We start from the raw sequence: 20,576 nt of genomic DNA on the forward strand, positions 1-20,576 counted from the left end.
CGAGCCATGAAGAAAACCGCCGCCCAACTCGCCGTGCACGCGCTCGAGCAACTCGGCATCACGCACACCTTCGGCATTCCCGGGGTGCACAACACTGAGCTGTACGACGAGGTCGCCAATTCGTCGCAGATCACGCCGCTGCTGGTCACGCACGAGGGCGGCGGCGCCTTCATGGCCGATGCCTTCAGCCGCATCAACTGGGGCGGCCTGGGCGCGCAAGGGGCGGGGCGGGCGATCGGTACGCTGCTGATCGTGCCCGCCGCCGGGCTGACGCACGCGGCCAGCGGCATCGGCGAGGCGTTTCTGGGTGGCATCCCGATGCTGGTGATCACCGGCGGCATCCGCACCGACACGCCGCAGCGCTTCAAGCTGCACGGCGTCGACCAGCTGGAGGTCGCCCGCGGTTTCACCAAGGCGGCGTTCCGCGTCATGAGCCTGGACCAGGTGGTGCCGACCATCTTCGAGGCCTATCGGCTGGCGACGAGCGGTTTCCCGGGGCCGGTGCTGGTCGAGATTCCGGTCAACCTGCAGCTGTTCTCCGGCAGCGTGAACGAGCCGCCCGCGTGGCAGGCGCCCGCGCTGTCGGCGGCGCCCGAGGCGACGGTGATCAGCCAGGCGGCCGAACTGCTGGCGCGCGCCAGGCAGGTCGGCATCTTCGCCGGCTGGGGCGCGCGCCACGCGCAGGCGCAGCTGATCGAGCTGGCCGAGTTGCTGAATGCGCCGGTCAGCACCACGCTGCAGGGGCTGGCGGTGTTTCCGGGCGACCATGGGCTGCACGCCGGCTTCGGCTTCAGCCGCTCGGCGGTGCCGGCGGCGCGCAACGCCTTCAGGCGCTGCGACGCGCTGCTGGCGGTGGGCACGCGCTTCTCGGAAATTCCGACCGGCAGCTTCGGCGCCCAGGTGCCGGCCGAGCTGGTGCACGTGGACATCGACCCCGAGGTGTTCAACGCCAACTACCCGGCGCGGGTGGCGATCGAAGGGGATGCGCAGGTGGTGCTGTCAGCCCTGCTGTCGGCGTTGCAGCAGCGGGCGCCTGAGCCTCCTGCCGCTGAGGCCAGGCAGGCGCTGCGGCAGCAGATCGCGCAGGACAAGGCCGCCTACCTGAAGGCGTGGCTCGACCACGACAGCGGCGATCGGGTCAACCCGGCGCGCTTCTTCGCCGCGCTGCGCGAGCAGATGCCAGCCGGCAGCATCACGGTGCTGGACGACGGCAACCACACCTTCCTGGCGGCCGAGCTTTATCCGCAGCCGCAGGGCAGCCAGCTGATCACGCCGACCGATTTCAACGCCATGGGCTACGCGGTGCCGGCCGGCATCGGGGCCAAGCTGGCGGCGCCCGATCGCGAGGTCGCGGTGATCGTCGGCGACGGCTGCTTTGCCATGACCTGCATGGAGATCATGACCGCCGCCGCCAACCGGCTCGGCGTGGTGTTCCACGTCTTCAAGGACGGTGCGCTGTCGCAGATCGCGCAGGCGCAGCAGCGCCCGTACCAGCGCCTGACCTGCACCGAACTCGGCCAGTCGATCGACCTGGCCGGCGTGGCCCAGGCCACCGGCGCCGCCTACGTGGCGCTGCCGGACAACGCCGGCGCGGCAGCGGCGATCGCGCAGGCACGCGAACTGGCGGCGCAGGGCCGGCCGGTGATCGTGGACGTGGCGATCGACTACGGCAAGCCCACGGCCTTCACGCTCGGCACCACGCAGACCAACTTCAGCGGCTTTCCGCTGGGCCAGAAGCTGCGCTTCGTCCGGCGGCTGGTGGCGCGCAAGTACTTCTCCTGAGCGGGCGCAGCCGGCGTTTCCGGGTTCAATCCGGCGCCGCGTCGCACATCGGCTGAATGGCTTCGGTCGACAGCTGCAGCGTCACGTGATCGATGTGATAGTGCGCCGTCAGATCCTGGCTCGCTTCGTGCAGCAGCGCGTCGCCGGCCTGGCCGGCGGGCACGATCAGGTGCGCCGACAGTGCCACCTGGGTCGTGCTCATGGCCCAGATGTGCGGGTCGTGCACGCGGGCCACGCCGGGCAGGGCCGCCAGGTAGGCGCGCACGGCGGCCGCGTCGACCTGCGCCGGCACACCGTCGAACAGCAGGTGCGTCGATTCGCGCAGCAGGCCCCAGGTGCCCCACACGATGACCAGCGCGATCACCAGGCTCATCACCGGGTCCAGCCAGCCCCAGCCCTGCCACAGGTAGAGCGCGCCGCCGACCACCACGCCGACCGACACCAGCGCGTCGGCCGCCATGTGCAGGAAGGCGCCCTGGATGTTGATGTCCGACTCGCGCCCGCGCATGAACAGCAGCGCCGTCGCGGTGTTGATGACGATGCCGATCGCCGCCACGGTGATGATGGTCCAGCCCTGCGTGGGCCGCGGATCGCCGAGGCGCTGGACCGCTTCCCAGCCGAGCGAACCCATCGCCACCAGCAGCAGCACGGCGTTGGCGAATGCCGCCAGGATCGAGGCGCGCTGCCAGCCATAGGTGTGGCGCGCGTCGGGCCGGATGCGCGCGGCCCAGGCGCCGCCCCAGGCCAGCACCAGGCCGGCGACGTCGCTCAGGTTGTGCGCGGCGTCGGCCAGCAGCGCCAGCGAGTTGACGCGCCAGCCGTAGAAGGCCTCGACGCCCACGAAGGCCAGGTTGAGCACGATGCCGACGGCGAATGCGCGGCTGAAGTCGCGCGGGGCGTGGGGGTGGCCATGCCCGTGGCCGTGTTCGTGGCCATGCTCGTGCGCCGACTCGCGCGGGTGCGAAGACGCCCCGGCGTGCGCACGGTGGGCGTCGGAATGAGAAGAGTGGAACGGCGTCATCGAGCACTCCAGATGCGAAGTATCTCCGCGCCGCGCGGCGGCGGCCACGCGGTGCTGCGTCTGCAACGTTCCGCGGCCGGAACCAGGGCCGGTTGCGCAGCCGCCGTGCCCGGCAAGGCGCCGACCGGGGACACTGCTTTCGTCTAGCATCGCGGCCTATGAACAGCACTGCCTCGTCCGCTTCCCTGGGCCCTCTCGAACCGCCGGCGCCGGTTCCGCTGCGCGACGACGCCCGCGTGATCGGGCTGGTGGGACTGGCGCACGCCAGCTCGCATTTCGCCCACCTGCTGCTGCCGGCGCTGTTCCCGATCTTCATGACCGAGTTCGATCTCAGCTTCGCGCAGCTGGGCTTCCTGAGCACGGTGTTCTTCGCCATCTCCGGCGCCGGGCAGGCGATGTCGGGTTTCCTGGTCGACAGGGTGGGCGCGCGGCCGGTGCTGTTCGCCTCCTTCGGGTGCTTCATCCTGGCCTGCCTGGCCGGCTATTTCGCCCAGGGCTACGGCGGGCTGATGCTGGTGGCGGTGTTTGCCGGGCTGGGCAATGCGCCGTTCCACCCGGTGGACTTCAGCATCCTCAACCAGCGCGTGTCGACCGCGCGGCTCGGCTACGCCTTCAGTGCGCACGGGCTCAGCGGCAACCTGGGCTGGGCGCTGACGCCGGTGTTCCTGCTGTTCTTCACCGCCTGGTCGGGCTGGCGCAGCGGCTACCTGGCAGCCGCCGTGATGTACCTGTGCATCCTGGCGGTGCTGGTGCGGCATCGCCAGCACCTGGTCACCGAGATCGTGCGCCGCCCGGAAGGCGTGTCGCGGCGCAGCGACGTGGCCTTCCTCAGGCTGCCGGTGGTGTGGTGGTGCTTCGCCTTCTTCCTGCTGTCGACCATGACGCTGGCGGTGGTGCAGAACTTCGCGCCATCGATCATGCAGGCCATGCACCAGGTCAGTTTCGAGGCGGCGACCACCATGCTGACGGCCTACATGCTGTGCGGCGCGGTCGGTGTCTTCGTCGGCGGCTTCGTGGCGGCACGCCTGCCGGACCAGAGCGACCGGGTGGTGGCCTGGGCGATGGGCATCGGCGCGCTGCTGCTGGCGCTGGCGGGCATCGGCTGGCTGGGCGGCTTCGGCTCGATGGCGGTGCTGTCGCTGACCGGCTTCGCCGTCGGCGTCGGCGGCCCGAGCCGCGACATGATGATCAAGCGCGCCACGCCCAAGGGCGCGACCGGCCGCGTGTACGGCACCGTCTATTCGGGGCTGGACATCGGCTTTGCCATCGCGCCGACGCTGTACGGCGTATTCATGGACCGCGGCATGTACGTCACTACGCTGATGGTCGCCGCGCTGCTGCTGCTGCTGTCGGTCGGCGCCGCGCTGGCCGTGGGCCAGCGCGCCGATCTTCGTTGAACCTGTTTTCTTGCTGATCCATGAGCCAACTTGCCGGACACCTGATCGTCGAATGCCTGATCGAGCAAGGCGTGCAACGCGCCTACGGCGTGCCGGGCGAGAGCTACCTGGCGGTGCTGGACGGCTTTCACGCCTACGCGGACCGGCTGCGCTTCATCAGTTGCCGGCAGGAGGGCGGTGCCGCCTTCATGGCCGAGGCCGAGGGCAAGCTGACGGGCCGGCCCGGCGTGCTGTTCGTCACGCGCGGGCCGGGCGCGACCAACGCCACCGTCGGCATCCACACGGCATTCCAGGACTCGACGCCGATGGTGGTGTTCATCGGCGATGTCGCCAGTGACATGCGCGATCGCGAGGCGTTCCAGGAGATCGATTTCCGCGTCTTCCTCGGCGCCAGCACGCAAGGGCTGGCCAAGCGCGTGGAGCGCATCGACGATGCGCGCCGCATCCCCGAATACATCGCCCGGGCGTTTGCCACCGCGATGAACGGCCGCCCCGGACCGGTGGTGCTGGTGCTGCCCGAGGACATGCTGATGCAGGCCGTCGACGCGCGCCCGCTGCCGCGCGTGGCGCCGGTGCAGTACCAGGGCGATGCACAGGCGGCGGCGGAGCTGCAGCGCCTGCTCACCGGCGCCGAGCGCCCGCTGGTGATCGCCGGCGGTCCCGGCTGGACCCCGGCCGCCGCGCAGGCCCTGCAGGACTTCGCCGAACGCTGGCGCCTGCCGGTCGGCAACGCGTTCCGGTTCCAGGACACCTTCGACAACCGCCATCCGCAGTACGCCGGCGACGTCGGCATCGCCATCAACCCGAGGCTGGCCGAGCGGGTGCGCGCGGCCGACCTGCTGCTGGTGGTGGGTCCGCGGCTGGGCGAGATGACCACCGGCGGGTACGCGCTGATTGAGGCGCCACGGCCGGCGCAGCGGCTGGTCCACATCCATCCCGACCCGGCCGAACTCGGCCGGGTCTACCAGGCCGACCTGGCGGTGTGCGCCAGCATGCCGGGTGCCGCCGCCATGCTGGCCGCGCTGCCGGCGTCGGCCGCCGTGCACTGGCAGGACTGGACCGCGGCCGCCCATGCCGACTACCTGGCCAACCTGCAGCCGCAGGCCTTGCCGGGACCGATCGACATGCCCGCCATCGTCGCCACGCTGGCGCGGCTGCTGCCGGAGGACGCCGTGGTGACCAACGGCGCCGGCAACTTCGCCAGCTGGGTGCACCGCTTCTGGCGCTACCGCGGCATCGCCCGGGGCCACAAGACGCAGCTGGCGCCGACCAATGGCGCCATGGGCTACGGCGTGCCGGCCGGCATCGCGGCGGCGATCGCCACCGGGCGCACGGTGTTCACCATCGCCGGTGACGGCGACTTCCTGATGAACGGGCAGGAACTGGCCACCGCCGTGCAGCACGGCGCCAGGACCATCATCGTGCTGCTCAACAACGGCAGCTACGGCACCATCCGCATGCACCAGGAGCGCGAGTTCCCGGCCCGCGTCAGCGGTTCGGAACTGCGCAATCCCGACTTCGCCGCACTGGCGCGGGCCTATGGCTATGCCGGCGAGTGCATCACGCGCACCGACGAGTTCGAGCCGGCGCTGCGCGCGGCGCTGGCGCGCCGGGAAGGAACCCTGATCGAGGTGATGCTGGACGCCGAGGTCATCACCACGCGCGGCACGCTCAGCGGCATCCGCGAGCAGGCGCTGCGGGCGCGGGCCGCACGCGACTGAAAGCCGAAAGAAAAAGCCGGCCCGTGGGAGCCGGCTTCGTCGCGCCTCCGGGCCAGCCGGCCCGGACGGGAGCGGATCAGGACAGGTGCGCGTTGATCAGCTTGGTCATCTCGAACATCGTGACCTGCGGCTTCTTGAAGACTTCCTTCAGCTTGGCGTCGGCGTTGATGTTGCGCTTGTTGGCACTGTCCTGCAGGTTGTGGGCCTTGATGTATTCCCACACCTTCTTGGTCACCTCGGTACGCGGCATCGGCTTGGCACCGATCACGGCCGCCAGCGCCGGGCTCGGCGTCATCGCCTTCATGAAGGCGGCGCTGGGCGTGCGCTTCTTGGCCGGGGTGGCGGTTTTCGCGGACGCGGCTTTCTTGGCCGGTGCGGCGGCCGCCTTCGCCGGCGCCGCCTTCTTGGCCGGCGCTTTCTTCGCGGGTGCTTTGGTTGCAGTTGCCATGGTTGCTGTTCCTCGTTGTTGGGATCGGATACGGGGCCAGTTCGATGCAGACATCCCGCTGGCTGACCGCGATGCTAGTGGATAAATAGCACGGCTCCAAGGGGGAGGTACTGCTTTTCACTCGGGAATGTTGCTTTTTTTACAGCGCACGGCGCGGCTTTTGCCCCTGCGGTGTCCGGTCCGAGCCACGGACTCGTCCTTGGATCGCGTTGGCCCACGGATGCCATGAGCTGAAAGGGCCGGGTGCGCGCTGGCGCCGATCGAGTTCCATGGCTTCTCTTTCTTGCGGCGCCGCCACGTGGCGGCCATGCCTGGGAGATGTCCCGACCCTGTCGCGCCAATGGTTTGCGAGCATCAACCCGGACGCCCCCGGCTGCCGACGCGCCAGGCCGCGCGCGAGGGCAGGGTCGCCAGCAGCACGCCGGCCAGCGCCACGGCGAAGGCCAACAACTGCAGGCCGCTCAGGCGTTCACCCAGCGCGATGACGCCGACCAGCGCCGCGCTGATCGGCAGCAGCACGGTGAACACGCCCGCCTGCGCGGCGGGCACGCTCTTGAGCCCGGTCATCCACAACCAGACGGTCCACATGCAGGCGGCCAGCGCATAGAACACCAGCAGCAGCCAACTGCCGGCGCCGACGCCGCCGAAGTCGAAGCGCCAGGCCAGCCACAGGCCCGCCGGCGTGCTGAGTGCGAAGCCCCACAGGTTGATCAGCGCCGAGATGCGCCGCGGGCTCAGACTGCCGGTGAGCTTCTTGCCGATGACGGCGTAGCTGGCCTCGCACAGCACGGCGCAGACCAGCAGCAGGTTGCCCAGCCAGACCAGCGATGGCGCGGCCGCTGCTTGCACGCCCGCGCCGGGCGAGCCGATCTCGTGTTTCGACAGCGCCAGCAGCCCGATGCCGGCGACCGCGCAGACCACGCCGGCCCAGACGCGCGGCGGCACGCGCTCGCGCAGGAACAGCCAGGACAGCACCGCGACGGCGGCCGGGATGGCGGCCATGATGACGCCGGCCGAGACCGCCGAGGTCAGCTTGACGCCGTAGATCATGCACAGCGTGAACAGGAAGTTGCCGAGGAAGGATTCGAGAAACAGCAGCCGCTTGGTCGCCGCCGTCAGGGCCGGCTCGGTGGCCGGCTTGCGCAACCAGTGCAGCATCGCCAGCGCGCCGATGCCGAAGCGCAGCCAGGCCAGCAGCAGCACCGGAAACACCGCCGCCAGCGGCTTCGACAAAGCCACGTAGCTGCCGACCAGGATCATCGACAAGGCCAGGCAGCCATAGGCGACGGAGCGGCGGGGGACGAAGGGCGAGGTCACGGCGGCGTGCTGGGCTGGCCGGCTCAGAAGGTGTGAATGAATCCGCCGTGTTCGAGCGGATCGTCAAAACGGCGCCAATCGAGGCGCAAAGCGCAGACGTAGCGAGTGCTACGGCGAGCATTTGTAACGATGAGTGGTGCCGTTTTGGCGCAACGAGCGGGCATGGCGGGTTCGTTCACACCTTCTCGGGCATCGCCCCAGGCGCGCATCATGCACGAAGCCCGACGGATGCTCGTGACTGTCCTGTGCAGCATGACCACATCATTCCGTATTGCAAAACTTGTTCTTTAAGATGTGAAAAGTACGATTGCTGCAGCGCCGCAATATTTCTCGATATGGAAAATGTTTTCCCATATGAAGAAATTGATCATCCAAGTTATTGATATTCAACGACAAAATTTTACTCTTGTATAAGACATAGGAGTGTGCGCAGGTCTTATACAAGAGTATGATCGAGGCCAACGGTGGAGCCACGCATCGCGTGTTCGCAGCGCGTGATCGCCGCAGCCAAGTTTGTTCAACTTCCTCTCACTGGAGCTTTTCATGCCGAACACCAACGAGCAACTCAGCCGCGAACAGCAGATCGCCGCCCTGGAGAAAGACTGGGCCAGCAACCCGCGCTGGAAGGGCGTCAAGCGCGGCTATTCGGCCGCCGACGTGGTGCGCCTGCGCGGCAGCCTGCCGATCGAGTACACGCTGGCCAAGCGCGGCGCCGAGAAGCTGTGGGGCCTGGTCAACGGCGAGGCCAAGAAGGGTTACGTCAACGCCTTCGGCGCCATCACCGCCGGCCAGGCCATGCAGCAGGCCAAGGCGGGCCTGGAAGCGGTGTACCTGTCGGGCTGGCAGGTCGCCGCCGATGGCAACACCAGCGAGACCATGTACCCCGACCAGTCGCTGTACGCGTATGACTCGGTGCCGACCATGGTGCGCCGCATCAACAACACCTTCAAGCGCGCCGACGAGATCCAGTGGGGCCGCGGCGTCGGCCCTGGCGACAAGGACTTCATCGACTACTTCCTGCCCATCGTGGCCGATGCCGAGGCTGGTTTCGGCGGCGTGCTGAACGCCTTCGAGCTGATGAAGAACATGATCACCGCCGGCGCCGCCGGCGTGCACTTCGAGGACCAGCTGGCGGCGGTGAAGAAGTGCGGCCACATGGGCGGCAAGGTGCTGGTGCCGACGCAGGAAGCCTGCGAGAAGCTGATCGCCGCGCGCTTCGCCGCCGACGTGATGGGCGTGCCGACCATCATCCTGGCGCGCACCGACGCCGAGGCCGCCAACCTGATCACCAGCGACCACGACGCCAACGACAAGCCGTTCCTGACCGGCGAGCGCACGCAGGAAGGCTTCTACCGCGTCAAGAACGGCCTCGAGCAGGCCATCAGCCGTGGCGTCGCCTACGCGCCCTACGCCGACCTGGTGTGGTGCGAGACCGGCACGCCCGACCTCGGCTTCGCGCGCGAGTTCGCGCAGGCGGTGCTGGCCAAGCATCCGGGCAAGCTGCTCTCCTACAACTGCTCGCCGTCCTTCAACTGGAAGCGCAACCTGGACGACGCGACCATCGCCAAGTTCCAGGACGAGCTGTCGGCGCTGGGCTACAAGTACCAGTTCATCACGCTGGCCGGCATCCACAGCAACTGGTACAACACCTTCAAGTTCGCCCATGCCTACGCACGCGGCGAGGGCATGAAGCACTACGTCGAGATGATCCAGGAGCCGGAATTCGCCGCACGCGAGCAGGGCTACACCTTCGTGTCGCACCAGCAGGAAGTCGGCGCCGGCTACTTCGACGACGTCACCACCGTGATCCAGGGCGGCTCGTCCAGCGTCAAGGCGCTGTCGGGCTCGACCGAGGAAGAGCAGTTCCACTGATCCGCACCTGAAGAAGGCTGGCCGGCGGTGACGTCGTTTGGCGAGGAGACGGGAAAGCCACCGCAGGGTGGCTTTCTTTTTTTCTGGCGCGTGGGCTGGATTTTTCTGGCTTGGATGCATGCAGATGCAAGCCCTGCAAGCTAAATCTCGGCCCGTCACCTGTGTGGGAGCGGCGGCAGCCGCGAATGGTTTTGCCTGCTGCCGGCAAGCATAGTTCGCGGCTGCCGCCGCTCCCACAGCCGCTTCCACAACACTGCGGTTCCGGTGCTCGGCGGTGAGCGCAGCTAACCCCAACCAAGGCGACGGCCCGCCACACCTCGGATCCGCGTCGCCATGGCGCAAGCACTCGAGCCCAGCTTACTTCAAGCTGCTGCCGGTGCGGCAGCAGGCAGCAGTCAACGCGGGCCGGCTGCTCCGGCTTCGCGCAGCAGCCGGAAGCCGACGAGCACGTAGCGCGTTTCCGGCGTGTTCCAGTTGCGGAACGCCACGCGCGAATACAGCGGCCAGCTGTGCCACGAGCCGCCGCGGCGCACCCGGACCTCGCCGCTGGCCGGGCCTGGCGGGTCATCGACCGGCGAGCGTGCGTAATAGTCCTCGCCGTACCAGTCGGCGCACCACTCCCAGACGTTGCCGATCATGTCGTAAAGGCCGAAGGCGTTGGGTGCGAAGCTGCCGGCCGGTGCGGTGAAGGGGTGGCCGTCGCTGCCGCTGCCGGCCTGTTCGCGCCAGCGCGGCCAGCGCAGCGCGGTCTCGCGGTCGAAGATGTTGGCGCTTCCTTGCAGCACGGCGGGATCGTCGCCGGCCGGGTAGCGCGTGCGGGTGCCGGCGCGCGCCGCGTATTCCCACTCGGCTTCGGTCGGCAGGCGGTAGCTCACGCCTTCACGCTGGCTCAGCCAGCGCGCCATGGCGACAGCGTCGTTCCAGGTGACGTTGACCACCGGATGGTTATCGGTCTGCGCGAAACCGGTGTGGCGCCAGGAATAGCGCGGATCGCGTCCCTCGAACAAATCGCCCCGCTCGGTCAGCGCCGGGTCGTAGTTGGGGTTGAAGCCGTAGCCGCCGGTGCCGTCACGGATCGATTCGGGCACGTAGCCGGAGGCCTCGACAAAACGACGGAACTGGCCCACCGTGACCGCGTGCTCGCCGAGCCAGAAGTCGCGCGTGATGCGCACCCGGTGCACCGGTGCCTCGTCCGTCTGGTCGCCCAGGCGCCTCGGGTCGGCGTGCGGGAACGCGCGCGCCAGCGTCTGCGGCGATTCGTCGCTGCCCATCAGGAATTCGCCCGCCGGTACGCGCACGAAACGGATCCCCAGGCTGTCGGTGACCGGGCCGGTCGGAGCCACCACGATGGGGGCCGGCGCGAACACCGGTGGAGGCGGTGCGCTGCAGCCCGCCAGCAGCAGCGCGGCGGCGCCCAGTGCCGACAGGCCGAGCGTGCGGCGGCGCAGGAATGCGGATGCGGGTGGTGGCATGGGCGTGGATGCTGGCAGCAGCGTCTGCGCCTGTCAACGCAGACAAACCTCGATCACCGTGACGATGTTGACGTCCAGCGGCGTTTCATCGATTGTGGCGCAGCCAGGCATGCCGCCGGCACGCCACCGGCGGTCAGTGCGCAGCGGGACTGGCATCGCGCCGACGCCACCAACCGATGATGGTGAACACCATCAGCACGAAGCCCAGGTAGCCGAACATGGGGTAGACGGTGCCGACCAGCTTGATGAAGCCGACGAAGCTGCCGGCGAAGGCAAGCACGGCGGTGACGACCGTGCCCCAGACGAAGCCGGCCGTCCCGGGCGTGAACAGGCGCACCGAGAAGGAATAGAAGACGCCGACCGAGGTGTTCAGGATCATGCCGAAGATCGTGATTCCCATGATGGCGCCCAGTGCCGGCGACAGCTTGCTGGCCAGCAGCAGCATCGGCATCGCCACCTCGGCCAGCTCGGTGACCTGCGCCAGCATGCCACCGGCGATCAGCAGGATCAGGCTGCTCAGCAGGGCGCCGCCGGCGATGCCGCCCCAGGTGGCGATGCGCCGGCTCGAGGTCTGGCTGCCCATGATGACCAGGAACGGCGTGCTGACGACGATGTTGTAGGACACGTAGAGCAGGGCGGCCAGCAGCCAGTTCGAGGCGCCACGCGGCAGGGCGACGGCGGCCTGCGCCAGCGTATCGAAGTCGAGCGTGCGCTGGAAGATCGCGGCGCCTGCGACGACGACCGTCATCAGCACCAGCAGGGGCGTGATGGCGCCGATGATGTTGACGACCTTGCGCGCGTCGAGACAGACGATCAGCACGGTGAGCACGGTCATCGCGATGCTGCCGTAGTGCTTGGGAATGCCGGTCAGCTGCTCGACCAGGGCGCCGCCGCCGGCCAGCATCACCACCCCGACCCCGAACATGAAGGCGGTGATCAGCCAGTCGAGCAGTGCGCCCAGGTACGGGCCGCAAATGGCCATGATGACGTCCTTGTGCGACTTGGCCGCCCGTTCCTGCCCCAGCGTGACCAGCGCCATCGCCAGGAAGATGAACAGCGCGCTGCTGACGATCGCACCGACCAGTCCGAGCATGCCGAAACTGGTGAAGAACTGCATGATCTCCTGCCCGGAAGCGAAGCCCGCGCCCACCACGACGCCGACGAAGGCGCCGGCAATGCGCAGGATGTCCTTCAACGCGCCCATGCCATCTCCCTTGGTAATCGCGGCTCGGATGGTCGCAGTGTGGCGAAGTCGGCGACCACCCGTCCAATCGCTGCGATGACCACGGTCGCCCAGGGGGCTTGCAGGATCATTTCGGGGGTTGCCACACACGCGCGATCACGCTGCCCGCGTTGACCAGCGCCCGGCGCGGCGCGCCGCGCCGGGATGGTCGGCGTGTGCTCGAGCCGGCGAGCTGCTTCAGGCATCCAGGAACAGCGCCGGATCGACCGAGGCGCGGTTCAGGCTCACGGTCCAGTGCAGGTGTGGCCCGGTCACGCGGCCGGTGGCGCCGACGGCGCCGAGCCGCTCGCCGGTGGCCAGCCGGTCGCCGTTGCCGACGTCGATGCGGCTCAGGTGGCACATCATCGACAGCAGGCCGCCGCCGTGGTCCAGCCACACCGTCTGGCCGTTGAAGAAGTAGTCGCCGGTGTCGATCACCGTGGCGGGCAGCGGGCTGACGACAGGCGTGCCGGTGGGCGCCGCGATGTCCATGCCGCTGTGCGGATTGCGCGGCTGGCCGTTGAAGAAGCGCCGCAGTCCGAACGAGCTGGAACGCCGGCCGCTGGTCGGCTCGCGCATGCGCAACTCGCCGGCCGGCGGCGTGCTGACCGTGGCGATGACGCGCTGCTGGTGCGCGCGCTCGCGCTCGTGGCGAGCCAGATCATCGGGCGCCAGGTCGACGGTGCGGGGCGACACCTTCAGGTGCTGTTCGGTGTAACGCTTGGGCTGGATGGTGTAGGGCAGCTTGCTCTCGTTTCCGCCGCTGCGCACGCGGATGCTCGCCGCGCCCGGCTCGGCCGACAGCGGGATGCCGACCAGCGCGGTCCAGCTGATGACGTCGCCCAGCACCAGCAGCGGGACGTCGCCCGAGAACGCGGCCGGCTGCTGCGCAGCCGGGCCGAGATCGATCCGGGCGACACCGCCGGGCACCGATGCGTGGCGCGGCCACAGCGCGGGTGCGGCGGGCTGCGCCAGCGTCCAGTGCGGGATCGTGGTGCCGGCGAGCGCGGCGAGCAGCGTTCGGCGGTCGATGCGGGCAGCGTCGCGCGGCCTCAGGTCTTGTATAGCATGCATGGTGTCGGAGCGTGGCAACGATCGCAGTAAGCTACGAATAGTATAGCAAGAGCCAGCGACTCTGCGACCTTGCGGCCGGCGCGGCCGCGGGATCAGATCGCCGCCTCGAGTCCGCCGCGGAAGTGCGCCCGCATGCAGCGCGCGGCGCCGGCGATGTCGTGCGCGGCCAGCGCCGCCATCAGCGCGCGGTGCTCGGCCAGCGATTCCTGCAGCCGGCCGGCCTTCTGCAGCGAATGCTGGCGATGCAGCTTCATCACCTTGCGCAGGTCCTGCACCATCTGCAGCCGCCAGCGGTTGTCGGCCAGTTCCAGCAGGCGCAGGTGAAACGACTCGTTGAGGGCGAAGAAGCGCGCGGCGTCGGCGCTGGCCTGCTCCAGCTCGGCGTGCAGCGCGGCCAGCTCGGCCAGCTCGGCGTCGCTGGCCCGGCCGGCCACCACCTCGGCGGCGTCGGTTTCCAGCAGCGCCAGCAGGTGATAGACATCGGCCAGGTCCTTGGCCGAGGACTCGGTGACGTAGGCGCCGCGGCGCACCTTCATGGTCACCAGGCCCTCGGCGGCCAGCACCTTGAGTGCTTCGCGTAGCGGCGTGCGGCTGATGCCCAGTTCTTCGGCGATCCTCAGCTCGTCGATCCAGCTGCCCGGTGTCAGCTCGCGGTTGAAGATGCGCTGGCGCAGGCGCTCGGCCACTTCCTCGTAGAGGGCGCGCGGGGCGAGACGGACGGCGCTGCTGGTCATGGCTTGGAAAAAATTTCGAGGCATTGTAAGCTGCCGATCGGATTCTGAATTAATAATTACGAATCTTGGTGTGGGGCGGTCGAGGCACATGTCGGGGCGAAGAGGGCGGGGCATTCATCGCCGGTGGGGCGACAATGAGGCGCCCGCCCTGTCCCGTGTGCGCCGCGCCGCGGCAGACGCGAATCGGCGCGCTGCACCAAGCACGAACCGGCAAGCCGTCACGTCGGCGCCATTGCCGGCTTTTTCGCCAGAAAGACTTCGCCATGAGCAAACCGCATCCCTCGTTCAAGCCCGCCTCGATGGCCGACTGGGACAAAGCCGCGCAGAAATCCGCCCCGGGCGGCGACGTGAGCGCGCTGAACTGGCTCACGCCCGACGGCATCACGGTCAAGCCGCTGTACACGGCGGCGGACACGCAGGACCTGCCCTATGCCGACACGCTGCCCGGCTTCGAGCCCTTCCTGCGTGGCCCGCAGGCGACCATGTACGCGGTGCGGCCGTGGACGATCCGCCAGTACGCCGGCTTCTCGACCGCCGAGGAATCCAACGCCTTCTACCGCAAGGCGCTGGCCGCCGGCGGGCAGGGCGTCAGCGTGGCCTTCGATCTGGCGACGCACCGCGGCTACGACTCGGACCACCCGCGCGTGACGGGCGACGTCGGCAAGGCCGGCGTGGCGATCGACAGCGTGGAGGACATGAAGATCCTGTTCGACGGCATCCCGCTCGACCGGGTGAGTGTCAGCATGACCATGAACGGCGCCGTGCTGCCGATCCTGGCCGGCTACATCGTGGCGGCCGAAGAGCAGGGCGTGGCGCAGGACCAGCTGGCGGGGACGATCCAGAACGACATCCTCAAGGAGTTCATGGTCCGCAACACCTACATCTACCCGCCCGAGCCGAGCATGCGCATCATCGGCGACATCATCGAGTACACGGCCAGCCACATGCCGAAGTTCAACTCGATCTCCATCAGCGGCTACCACATGCAGGAAGCCGGTGCCAACCAGGCGCTGGAGATGGCCTTCACCCTGGCCGACGGCAAGGAGTACGTGAAGACCGCCCTGGCCAAGGGCATGGACGTCGATGCCTTCGCCGGCCGCCTGTCCTTCTTCTGGGCGGTGGGCATGAACTTCTACCTGGAGATCGCCAAGATGCGCGCCGCGCGCCTGCTGTGGTGCCGCATCATGAAGGCGTTCGAGCCGAAGAACCCGAAGTCGCTGATGCTGCGCACGCATTCGCAGACCAGCGGCTGGTCGCTGACCGAGCAGGACCCCTACAACAACGTGGTGCGCACCACCATCGAGGCCATGGCGGCGGTGTTCGGCGGCACGCAGAGCCTGCACACCAATTCGTTCGACGAGGCGATCGCGCTGCCGACCGAGTTCAGCGCCCGCATCGCGCGCAACACGCAGCTCATCATCCAGGAGGAGACGCACATCACCAACGTGGTCGATCCCTGGGCCGGCAGCTACATGATGGAGAAGCTGACGCAGGACATGGCCGATGCGGCCTGGGCCATCATCGAGGAGGTCGACGCCATGGGCGGCATGACCAGGGCGGTGGATTCTGGCTGGGCCAAGCTGAAGATCGAGGCCGCGGCGGCCGAGAAGCAGGCGCGCATCGACTCGGGCAAGGACGTCATCGTCGGCGTCAACAAGTACCGGCTGGCGAAAGAGGACGCGATCGAGATCCTGGAGGTCGACAACGTCAAGGTGCGCGAATCGCAGATCGCGCGCCTGGGCGATATCAGGAAAAGGCGCGACGCCGCGCAGGTGCGGCAGGCGCTGGCGGCGATCACGCAGGTGGCCGAAAGCGGGCAGGGCAACCTGCTCGCCGCCGCCGTCGAGGCCATCCGCGCCCGCGCCACCGTCGGCGAGGTCAGCGATGCCATGGAGCAGGTCTTTGGGCGCCACCGCGCCGATACGCAAAAGGTGACCGGGGTGTACGCAGCCGCTTATGACTCGGCCGAAGGCTGGGAAAAACTGAAGAACGAGATCAGCGACTTCGCCGAGCAGGAGGGCCGACGCCCGCGCGTGATGATCGCCAAGCTGGGCCAGGACGGCCACGACCGTGGTGCCAAGGTGGTCGCCACCGCGTTTGCCGACCTCGGTTTCGACGTCGACATCGGCAGCCTGTTCCAGACGCCCGAGGAATGCGCGCGCCAGGCGGTCGAGAACGACGTGCACGCGGTCGGTGTCAGCACGCTCGCCGCCGGCCACAAGACGCTGGTGCCGGCGATCCTGGCGGAACTGAAGAAACAGGGTGCCGACGACATCATCGTGTTCGTCGGCGGCGTGGTGCCGCGCCAGGACTACGACTTCCTGTACGAGGCGGGCGTGAAGGGCATCTACGGCCCGGGCACGCCGATCCCGGCCAGTGCCAAGGATGTGCTGGAGCAGATCAGGAAGGCCAAAAGCTGAGGTTGTAATACAATAATACTGTATTACAACAGGAGGTTCCCATGTCCCTGTCCGTCCGTCTTGATGCCGATCTTCAGCAGGCCTTCGAGCTCGAGGTCAAGCGCCTGAAGACCACCAAGTCGCAATACGTCAACCAGTTGCTGCGGCAGGCGCTGCAGCCGCGCGACCCGATGCGCTTGCTGGAGGAAATCCGCCAGCAGTACGGCATTGCCGAGCCGGGACCCGAAAAGCCCCGCACCGACAAGGCCCGCAGCTCGCGCGAGCAGCTGCGCCAGATCGCCCAGGACAAGCACCGTGCGCGTCGCGCTGATTGATACCGGACCCCTGGTGGCGCTGTTCGACGATGCCGACCGCGACTACGAGCGCTGCAAGGGCCTGCTCGCCAGGCTGCTGGGCGAGCGGGTGCGCCTGGTGACGACCTGGCCGTGCGTGACCGAAGCCAGCTACCTGCTCGCGCCGGCCAACCACATGGCGCTGCTGCAATGGCTGCACGCCGGCGCGGTGGCGGTGCAGGGCTTCGACGCCGACGTGCTGGAGGACATGCTGGGCTGGATGAAGCGCTACACCGAACCCGGCCGGTCGATCATGGATTTCGCCGATGCCTCGCTCTACTGGCTGGCGCAGCAGCTCGACAGCCCGTTCATCCTGACCCTGGATGTGCGCGATTTCTCCCGCTACCGCCTGCCCGACGGCCGGGCGTTCGAGATCCTGTGAGCGCGCTCATGAGCCCCGGCGTCGAAGCCATCACCATGGCTGGTGGCCCGATGCAGCGCCGCGCCATCGCCAAGGCCATCACCCTGCTCGAATCGACCCGCACCGATCACCGCGCGCAGGGCGACGAGTTGCTGACCCGCCTGCTGCCGCACACCGGCCAGTCCCTGCGCATCGGCATCAGCGGCGTGCCTGGCGTCGGCAAGAGCACCTTCATCGAATCGCTCGGCGTGTACCTGATCGAGCGCGGCCACCGCGTCGCGGTGCTGGCGATCGACCCGTCTTCCACCGTGTCGGGCGGCTCGATCCTGGGCGACAAGACGCGCATGGAACGCCTGTCGACGCTGGAAGGCGCCTACATCCGCCCCAGCCCCAGCAGCGGCACGCTGGGCGGCGTGGCGGAGAAGACGCGCGAGTCGATGCTGGTGTGCGAGGCCGCTGGCTACGACGTGGTGCTGGTCGAGACCGTCGGCGTGGGCCAGAGTGAGACGGCGGTGAGCGGCATGGTCGACATGTACGTGCTGCTGCAGTTGCCCAACGCCGGCGACGACCTGCAGGCGATCAAGAAGGGCGTGATGGAACTGGCCGACCTGGTGGTCATCAACAAGGCCGATATCGACCCCGCCGCCGCGACGCGCGCGCGGGCACAGATCCAGTCGGCGCTGCGCCTGTTCGGCCTGCACGGCAATCCCGAGCATGCGCAGCACGACGCGCAGCTCTGGCATCCGCGCGTGATCCAGATCAGCGGCCTGAAAGGCGAGGGCCTGGACGAATTCTGGCAGGCCGTGACCGAGTTCAGGCGCCTGCAGACCGCCAATGGCCGCCTGGCCGCGCGCCGCCGGCAGCAGTCGCTGGCCTGGATGTGGGAGCGCATCGACGCCAGCCTGAAGAGCGCGTTCCGCCAGCACGCCGGCGTGCGCGAGGCCTTGCCGGCGACCACGCAGGCGGTCGCCGATGGCCGCCTGCCGCCCTCGACCGCGGCGCGCCGGCTGCTGGCGCTGGCCGGCATGGAGCAGGGCGGGTGAACGCCGTGACGCTGTCGCCGTCCGACATCGAACGCGTCACGCGTTCGTCCGGCTGGCGCGCGCAGCGCATGGAAGTGCTCGACACCGCCAGCGGCAAGGTGGTCGTCAAGGGCCAGCGCCCGGCGCGGCACCCGGTGCGCTACCAGCTGCTGAACCTGCTGGCGCGTCTGGTCGGCGTGCCCTACCTGAAGGCGGCGCCGATGCTTGGCGGCGCCGCGGCTCAGCAGACCGAGCTCGCTCGCCTGCGCGCCCTGCACGCGGCGGGTGCGCCGGTGCCGCGCGTGCTGCACGAGGCGCCGGATCATTTCGTCATGCAGTGGCTGGGTGAGCAGCACCTGGGCGATCTGCTGCAGGGCGGTGATCGGCAGGCCGCGCTGCTGTGGCGCGAGGGCGGCGATGCGCTGGTGCGCATCCATGCGCAAGGCCAGTACCTCAGCCAGGGCTTCGCACGCAACATCATCGTCGACACGCGCAGTCAGCCGCCGCGGCTGGCCGGCATGATCGACTTCGAGGACGATCCGCTGCAGGTGATGGGCCTGGCCGAGGCGCAGGTGCGCGACTGGCTCAGCTACCTGCACAGCACGCTGTGGGCGCTGGCGCCGCTGCTGCCGCAGGACCAGGTCGATGCGCAACTGGATGCCTGGATGGCGCGCGAGCCGGCGGAAGTGCGGCGACTGTTCCTGCATGCCTGCCCCAAGCTGGGCTGGCTGCGCCGCCTGCCGCGCCATCGGCGCTTCGGCCGCGACACGGTGGCGTTGCAGGCCGCAGCCGCCGCCGCGCACCGTTATGCCGAGCGTCATGATGGACCGATGGCGCCAACCGAATCCTCCCGAGAGCGAATCCGAAAGTGAACAAGGACCTATGAAACCCATCCTCGAACAACTGGAACAAAAGCGCGCCGCGGCGCGCCTGGGCGGCGGCCAGAAGCGCATCGATGCGCAGCACGCCAAGGGCAAGCTGACCGCGCGCGAGCGCATCGAGGCGCTGCTCGACGTCGGCAGCTTTGAGGAATGGGACATGTTCGTCGAGCACCGCTGTGCCGACTTCGGCATGGACCAGACCCACATCCCGGGCGACGGCGTGGTGACCGGCTACGGCACCATCAACGGCCGGCTGGTGTTCGTCTTCAGCCAGGACTTCACCGTGTTCGGCGGCGCCCTGAGCGAGGCGCACGCGGAGAAGATCTGCAAGATCATGGACCAGGCGATGAAGGTCGGCGCCCCGGTGATCGGCCTCAATGACTCCGGCGGCGCGCGCATCCAGGAGGGCGTGGCCTCGCTCGGCGGCTACGCCGAGGTGTTCCAGCGCAACGTGATGGCCTCGGGCGTGATCCCGCAGATCAGCATGATCATGGGCCCGTGCGCCGGCGGCGCCGTCTACTCGCCGGCCATGACCGACTTCATCTTCATGGTCAAGGACACCAGCTACATGTTCGTCACCGGCCCCGAGGTGGTGAAGACCGTGACGCACGAGAGCGTGACCTCGGAAGAACTGGGTGGCGCCCTGACCCACACCACGCGCAGCGGCGTCGCCGACCTGGCGTTCGAGAACGACGTCGAGGCGCTGCTGATGCTGCGGCGCTTCTTCAACTACATCCCGGCCAGCAACCGCGAGAAGGCGCCTTATCGGCCCACGCAGGACCTGGCCGACCGCGCCGACAAGAGCCTGGACACCCTGGTTCCCGACAACCCCAACCTGCCCTACGACATCAAGGAGGCGATCGTCAAGACGGTGGACGACGCCGAGTTCTTCGAACTGCAGCCCGACTACGCGGCCAACATCGTCATCGGCATGGGCCGGATGGACGGGCAGGTGGTCGGCATCGTCGCCAATCAGCCGCTGGTGCTGGCCGGCTGCCTGGACATCAGGAGTTCGATCAAGGCGGCGCGCTTCGTGCGCTTCTGCGACGCCTTCAACATCCCCGTCATCACCTTCGTCGACGTGCCCGGCTTCATGCCCGGCACCAGCCAGGAATACGGCGGCATCATCAAGCACGGCGCCAAGCTGCTGTATGCGTACGCCGAGTGCACCGTGCCCAAGATCACCGTCATCACGCGCAAGGCCTACGGCGGCGCCTACGACGTGATGAGCTCCAAGCACCTGCGCGGCGACGTCAACCTGGCCTGGCCCAACGCCGAGATCGCCGTGATGGGTGCCAAGGGCGCGGTGGAGATCATCTTCCGCGAGGAAAAGAAGGATCCCGAAAAGCTGGCCGCGCGCGAGGCCGAATACAAGGCCCGCTTCGCCAACCCCTTCGTCGCCGGCAGCCGGGGCTTCATCGACGACGTGATCCAGCCGCACGAGACGCGCAAGCGCATCTGCCGCAGTCTGGCGATGCTGAAGGACAAGAAGCTGGACAA

The 20,576-nt window shown here is 68.5% G+C and carries 18 protein-coding genes; 11 read left to right on the forward strand and 7 right to left on the reverse strand.

The window, feature by feature from the left end; genetic code table 11:
* Positions 1-6: 6 nt before the first annotated feature.
* Positions 7-1,782 (forward strand): thiamine pyrophosphate-binding protein, encoded by a 1,776-nt coding sequence (locus tag PK606_RS11015; protein ID WP_324563829.1) that lies wholly within the window; start codon positions 7-9, stop codon positions 1,780-1,782.
* Between the two features lie 25 nt (positions 1,783-1,807).
* Here PK606_RS11015 and PK606_RS11020 read toward each other — a convergent pair whose 3' ends face one another.
* Positions 1,808-2,803: a cation diffusion facilitator family transporter gene (locus PK606_RS11020; RefSeq protein ID WP_324563831.1), complete on the reverse strand. Its 996-nt coding sequence runs from the start codon at positions 2,801-2,803 to the stop codon at positions 1,808-1,810.
* Between the two features lie 158 nt (positions 2,804-2,961).
* On the opposite strand from PK606_RS11020, the gene PK606_RS11025 reads away from it, so the two are divergent.
* The gene (locus tag PK606_RS11025) at positions 2,962-4,200 is read left to right on the forward strand and encodes an MFS transporter (RefSeq protein ID WP_324563834.1); all 1,239 of its coding nucleotides are present in this window, start codon (positions 2,962-2,964) and stop codon (positions 4,198-4,200) included.
* Between the two features lie 20 nt (positions 4,201-4,220).
* Positions 4,221-5,921 carry a thiamine pyrophosphate-binding protein gene (locus PK606_RS11030; RefSeq protein WP_324563836.1) on the forward strand — a complete coding sequence of 567 codons (1,701 nt, stop codon included), beginning with the start codon at positions 4,221-4,223 and terminating at the stop codon, positions 5,919-5,921.
* Between the two features lie 76 nt (positions 5,922-5,997).
* Here the strand turns inward: PK606_RS11030 and PK606_RS11035 are convergent, their stop codons facing one another.
* Together PK606_RS11035 and PK606_RS11040 are read right to left on the reverse strand one after the other, a co-directional pair.
* Positions 5,998-6,369, reverse strand: a complete 372-nt coding sequence (locus tag PK606_RS11035; protein ID WP_324563838.1) for an SWIB/MDM2 domain-containing protein — start codon at positions 6,367-6,369, stop codon at positions 5,998-6,000.
* 354 nt (positions 6,370-6,723) lie between these two features.
* The gene (locus PK606_RS11040; RefSeq protein WP_324563867.1) at positions 6,724-7,629 is read right to left on the reverse strand and encodes a DMT family transporter; all 906 of its coding nucleotides are present in this window, start codon (positions 7,627-7,629) and stop codon (positions 6,724-6,726) included.
* Positions 7,630-7,733: 104 nt separating this feature from the next.
* On the opposite strand from PK606_RS11040, the gene PK606_RS11045 reads away from it, so the two are divergent.
* Together PK606_RS11045 and aceA are read left to right on the forward strand one after the other, a co-directional pair.
* Positions 7,734-8,069 (forward strand): hypothetical protein, encoded by a 336-nt coding sequence (locus PK606_RS11045; protein WP_324563840.1) that lies wholly within the window; start codon positions 7,734-7,736, stop codon positions 8,067-8,069.
* 160 nt (positions 8,070-8,229) lie between these two features.
* Positions 8,230-9,558 carry an isocitrate lyase gene (gene aceA, locus PK606_RS11050; RefSeq protein ID WP_324563842.1) on the forward strand — a complete coding sequence of 443 codons (1,329 nt, stop codon included), beginning with the start codon at positions 8,230-8,232 and terminating at the stop codon, positions 9,556-9,558.
* 395 nt (positions 9,559-9,953) lie between these two features.
* On the opposite strand, the gene PK606_RS11055 is transcribed toward aceA, so the two are convergent.
* The 4 genes from PK606_RS11055 to PK606_RS11070 form a co-directional block, all read right to left on the reverse strand.
* Positions 9,954-11,030, reverse strand: coding sequence for a formylglycine-generating enzyme family protein (locus tag PK606_RS11055; RefSeq protein WP_324563844.1), 1,077 nt, complete (start codon positions 11,028-11,030; stop codon positions 9,954-9,956).
* 133 nt (positions 11,031-11,163) lie between these two features.
* Complete coding sequence (locus PK606_RS11060) at positions 11,164-12,234, reverse strand: YkvI family membrane protein (protein WP_324563846.1); 1,071 nt, start codon at positions 12,232-12,234, stop codon at positions 11,164-11,166.
* Between the two features lie 216 nt (positions 12,235-12,450).
* Entirely contained in the window at positions 12,451-13,326 is an 876-nt protein-coding gene (locus PK606_RS11065) for a peptidoglycan DD-metalloendopeptidase family protein (protein ID WP_324563848.1), read from the reverse strand.
* A gap of 92 nt (positions 13,327-13,418) precedes the next feature.
* The gene (locus PK606_RS11070) at positions 13,419-14,060 is read right to left on the reverse strand and encodes a GntR family transcriptional regulator (protein WP_324563850.1); all 642 of its coding nucleotides are present in this window, start codon (positions 14,058-14,060) and stop codon (positions 13,419-13,421) included.
* Positions 14,061-14,323: 263 nt separating this feature from the next.
* Here PK606_RS11070 and scpA point away from each other — a divergent pair, with 263 nt between their 5' ends.
* The 6 genes from scpA to PK606_RS11100 form a co-directional block, all read left to right on the forward strand.
* On the forward strand, positions 14,324-16,480 hold the full coding sequence (gene scpA, locus PK606_RS11075) for a methylmalonyl-CoA mutase (RefSeq protein WP_324563852.1): 2,157 nt from the start codon (positions 14,324-14,326) through the stop codon (positions 16,478-16,480).
* Between the two features lie 41 nt (positions 16,481-16,521).
* Positions 16,522-16,794 carry a YlcI/YnfO family protein gene (locus tag PK606_RS11080; protein ID WP_324563854.1) on the forward strand — a complete coding sequence of 91 codons (273 nt, stop codon included), beginning with the start codon at positions 16,522-16,524 and terminating at the stop codon, positions 16,792-16,794.
* A complete protein-coding gene (locus PK606_RS11085; RefSeq protein ID WP_324563856.1) occupies positions 16,775-17,194 on the forward strand; it encodes a type II toxin-antitoxin system VapC family toxin in 420 nt (139 codons plus the stop codon). The genes PK606_RS11080 and PK606_RS11085 overlap by 20 nt, the downstream gene beginning before the upstream one ends.
* A gap of 8 nt (positions 17,195-17,202) precedes the next feature.
* A complete protein-coding gene (gene meaB, locus PK606_RS11090; protein WP_324563858.1) occupies positions 17,203-18,216 on the forward strand; it encodes a methylmalonyl Co-A mutase-associated GTPase MeaB in 1,014 nt (337 codons plus the stop codon).
* On the forward strand, positions 18,213-19,067 hold the full coding sequence (locus tag PK606_RS11095) for a BUD32 family EKC/KEOPS complex subunit (protein ID WP_324563861.1): 855 nt from the start codon (positions 18,213-18,215) through the stop codon (positions 19,065-19,067). Before meaB ends, PK606_RS11095 begins: the two co-directional genes overlap by 4 nt.
* Positions 19,068-19,077: 10 nt before the next feature.
* Positions 19,078-20,576: acyl-CoA carboxylase subunit beta (locus PK606_RS11100; protein WP_324563863.1), on the forward strand; the 1,499-nt coding region annotated here is incomplete at its 3' end.

The organism is Ottowia sp. (assembly GCF_035444425.1).
GTDB lineage: Bacteria > Pseudomonadota > Gammaproteobacteria > Burkholderiales > Burkholderiaceae_C > Ottowia.

What these genes read in the sequence shown, in the direction of transcription:
- PK606_RS11015 (WP_324563829.1), top strand. Translation starts at nt 7, where the DNA reads ATGAAGAAAACCGCCGCCCAACTCGCCGTGCACGCGCTCGAGCAACTC.
- PK606_RS11020 (WP_324563831.1), bottom strand. Translation starts at nt 2,803, where the DNA reads ATGACGCCGTTCCACTCTTCTCATTCCGACGCCCACCGTGCGCACGCC.
- PK606_RS11025 (WP_324563834.1), top strand. Translation starts at nt 2,962, where the DNA reads ATGAACAGCACTGCCTCGTCCGCTTCCCTGGGCCCTCTCGAACCGCCG.
- PK606_RS11030 (WP_324563836.1), top strand. Translation starts at nt 4,221, where the DNA reads ATGAGCCAACTTGCCGGACACCTGATCGTCGAATGCCTGATCGAGCAA.
- PK606_RS11035 (WP_324563838.1), bottom strand. Translation starts at nt 6,369, where the DNA reads ATGGCAACTGCAACCAAAGCACCCGCGAAGAAAGCGCCGGCCAAGAAG.
- PK606_RS11040 (WP_324563867.1), bottom strand. Translation starts at nt 7,629, where the DNA reads ATGATCCTGGTCGGCAGCTACGTGGCTTTGTCGAAGCCGCTGGCGGCG.
- aceA (WP_324563842.1), top strand. Translation starts at nt 8,230, where the DNA reads ATGCCGAACACCAACGAGCAACTCAGCCGCGAACAGCAGATCGCCGCC.
- PK606_RS11055 (WP_324563844.1), bottom strand. Translation starts at nt 11,030, where the DNA reads ATGCCACCACCCGCATCCGCATTCCTGCGCCGCCGCACGCTCGGCCTG.
- PK606_RS11060 (WP_324563846.1), bottom strand. Translation starts at nt 12,234, where the DNA reads ATGGGCGCGTTGAAGGACATCCTGCGCATTGCCGGCGCCTTCGTCGGC.
- PK606_RS11065 (WP_324563848.1), bottom strand. Translation starts at nt 13,326, where the DNA reads ATGCATGCTATACAAGACCTGAGGCCGCGCGACGCTGCCCGCATCGAC.
- PK606_RS11070 (WP_324563850.1), bottom strand. Translation starts at nt 14,060, where the DNA reads ATGACCAGCAGCGCCGTCCGTCTCGCCCCGCGCGCCCTCTACGAGGAA.
- scpA (WP_324563852.1), top strand. Translation starts at nt 14,324, where the DNA reads ATGAGCAAACCGCATCCCTCGTTCAAGCCCGCCTCGATGGCCGACTGG.
- PK606_RS11080 (WP_324563854.1), top strand. Translation starts at nt 16,522, where the DNA reads ATGTCCCTGTCCGTCCGTCTTGATGCCGATCTTCAGCAGGCCTTCGAG.
- meaB (WP_324563858.1), top strand. Translation starts at nt 17,203, where the DNA reads ATGAGCCCCGGCGTCGAAGCCATCACCATGGCTGGTGGCCCGATGCAG.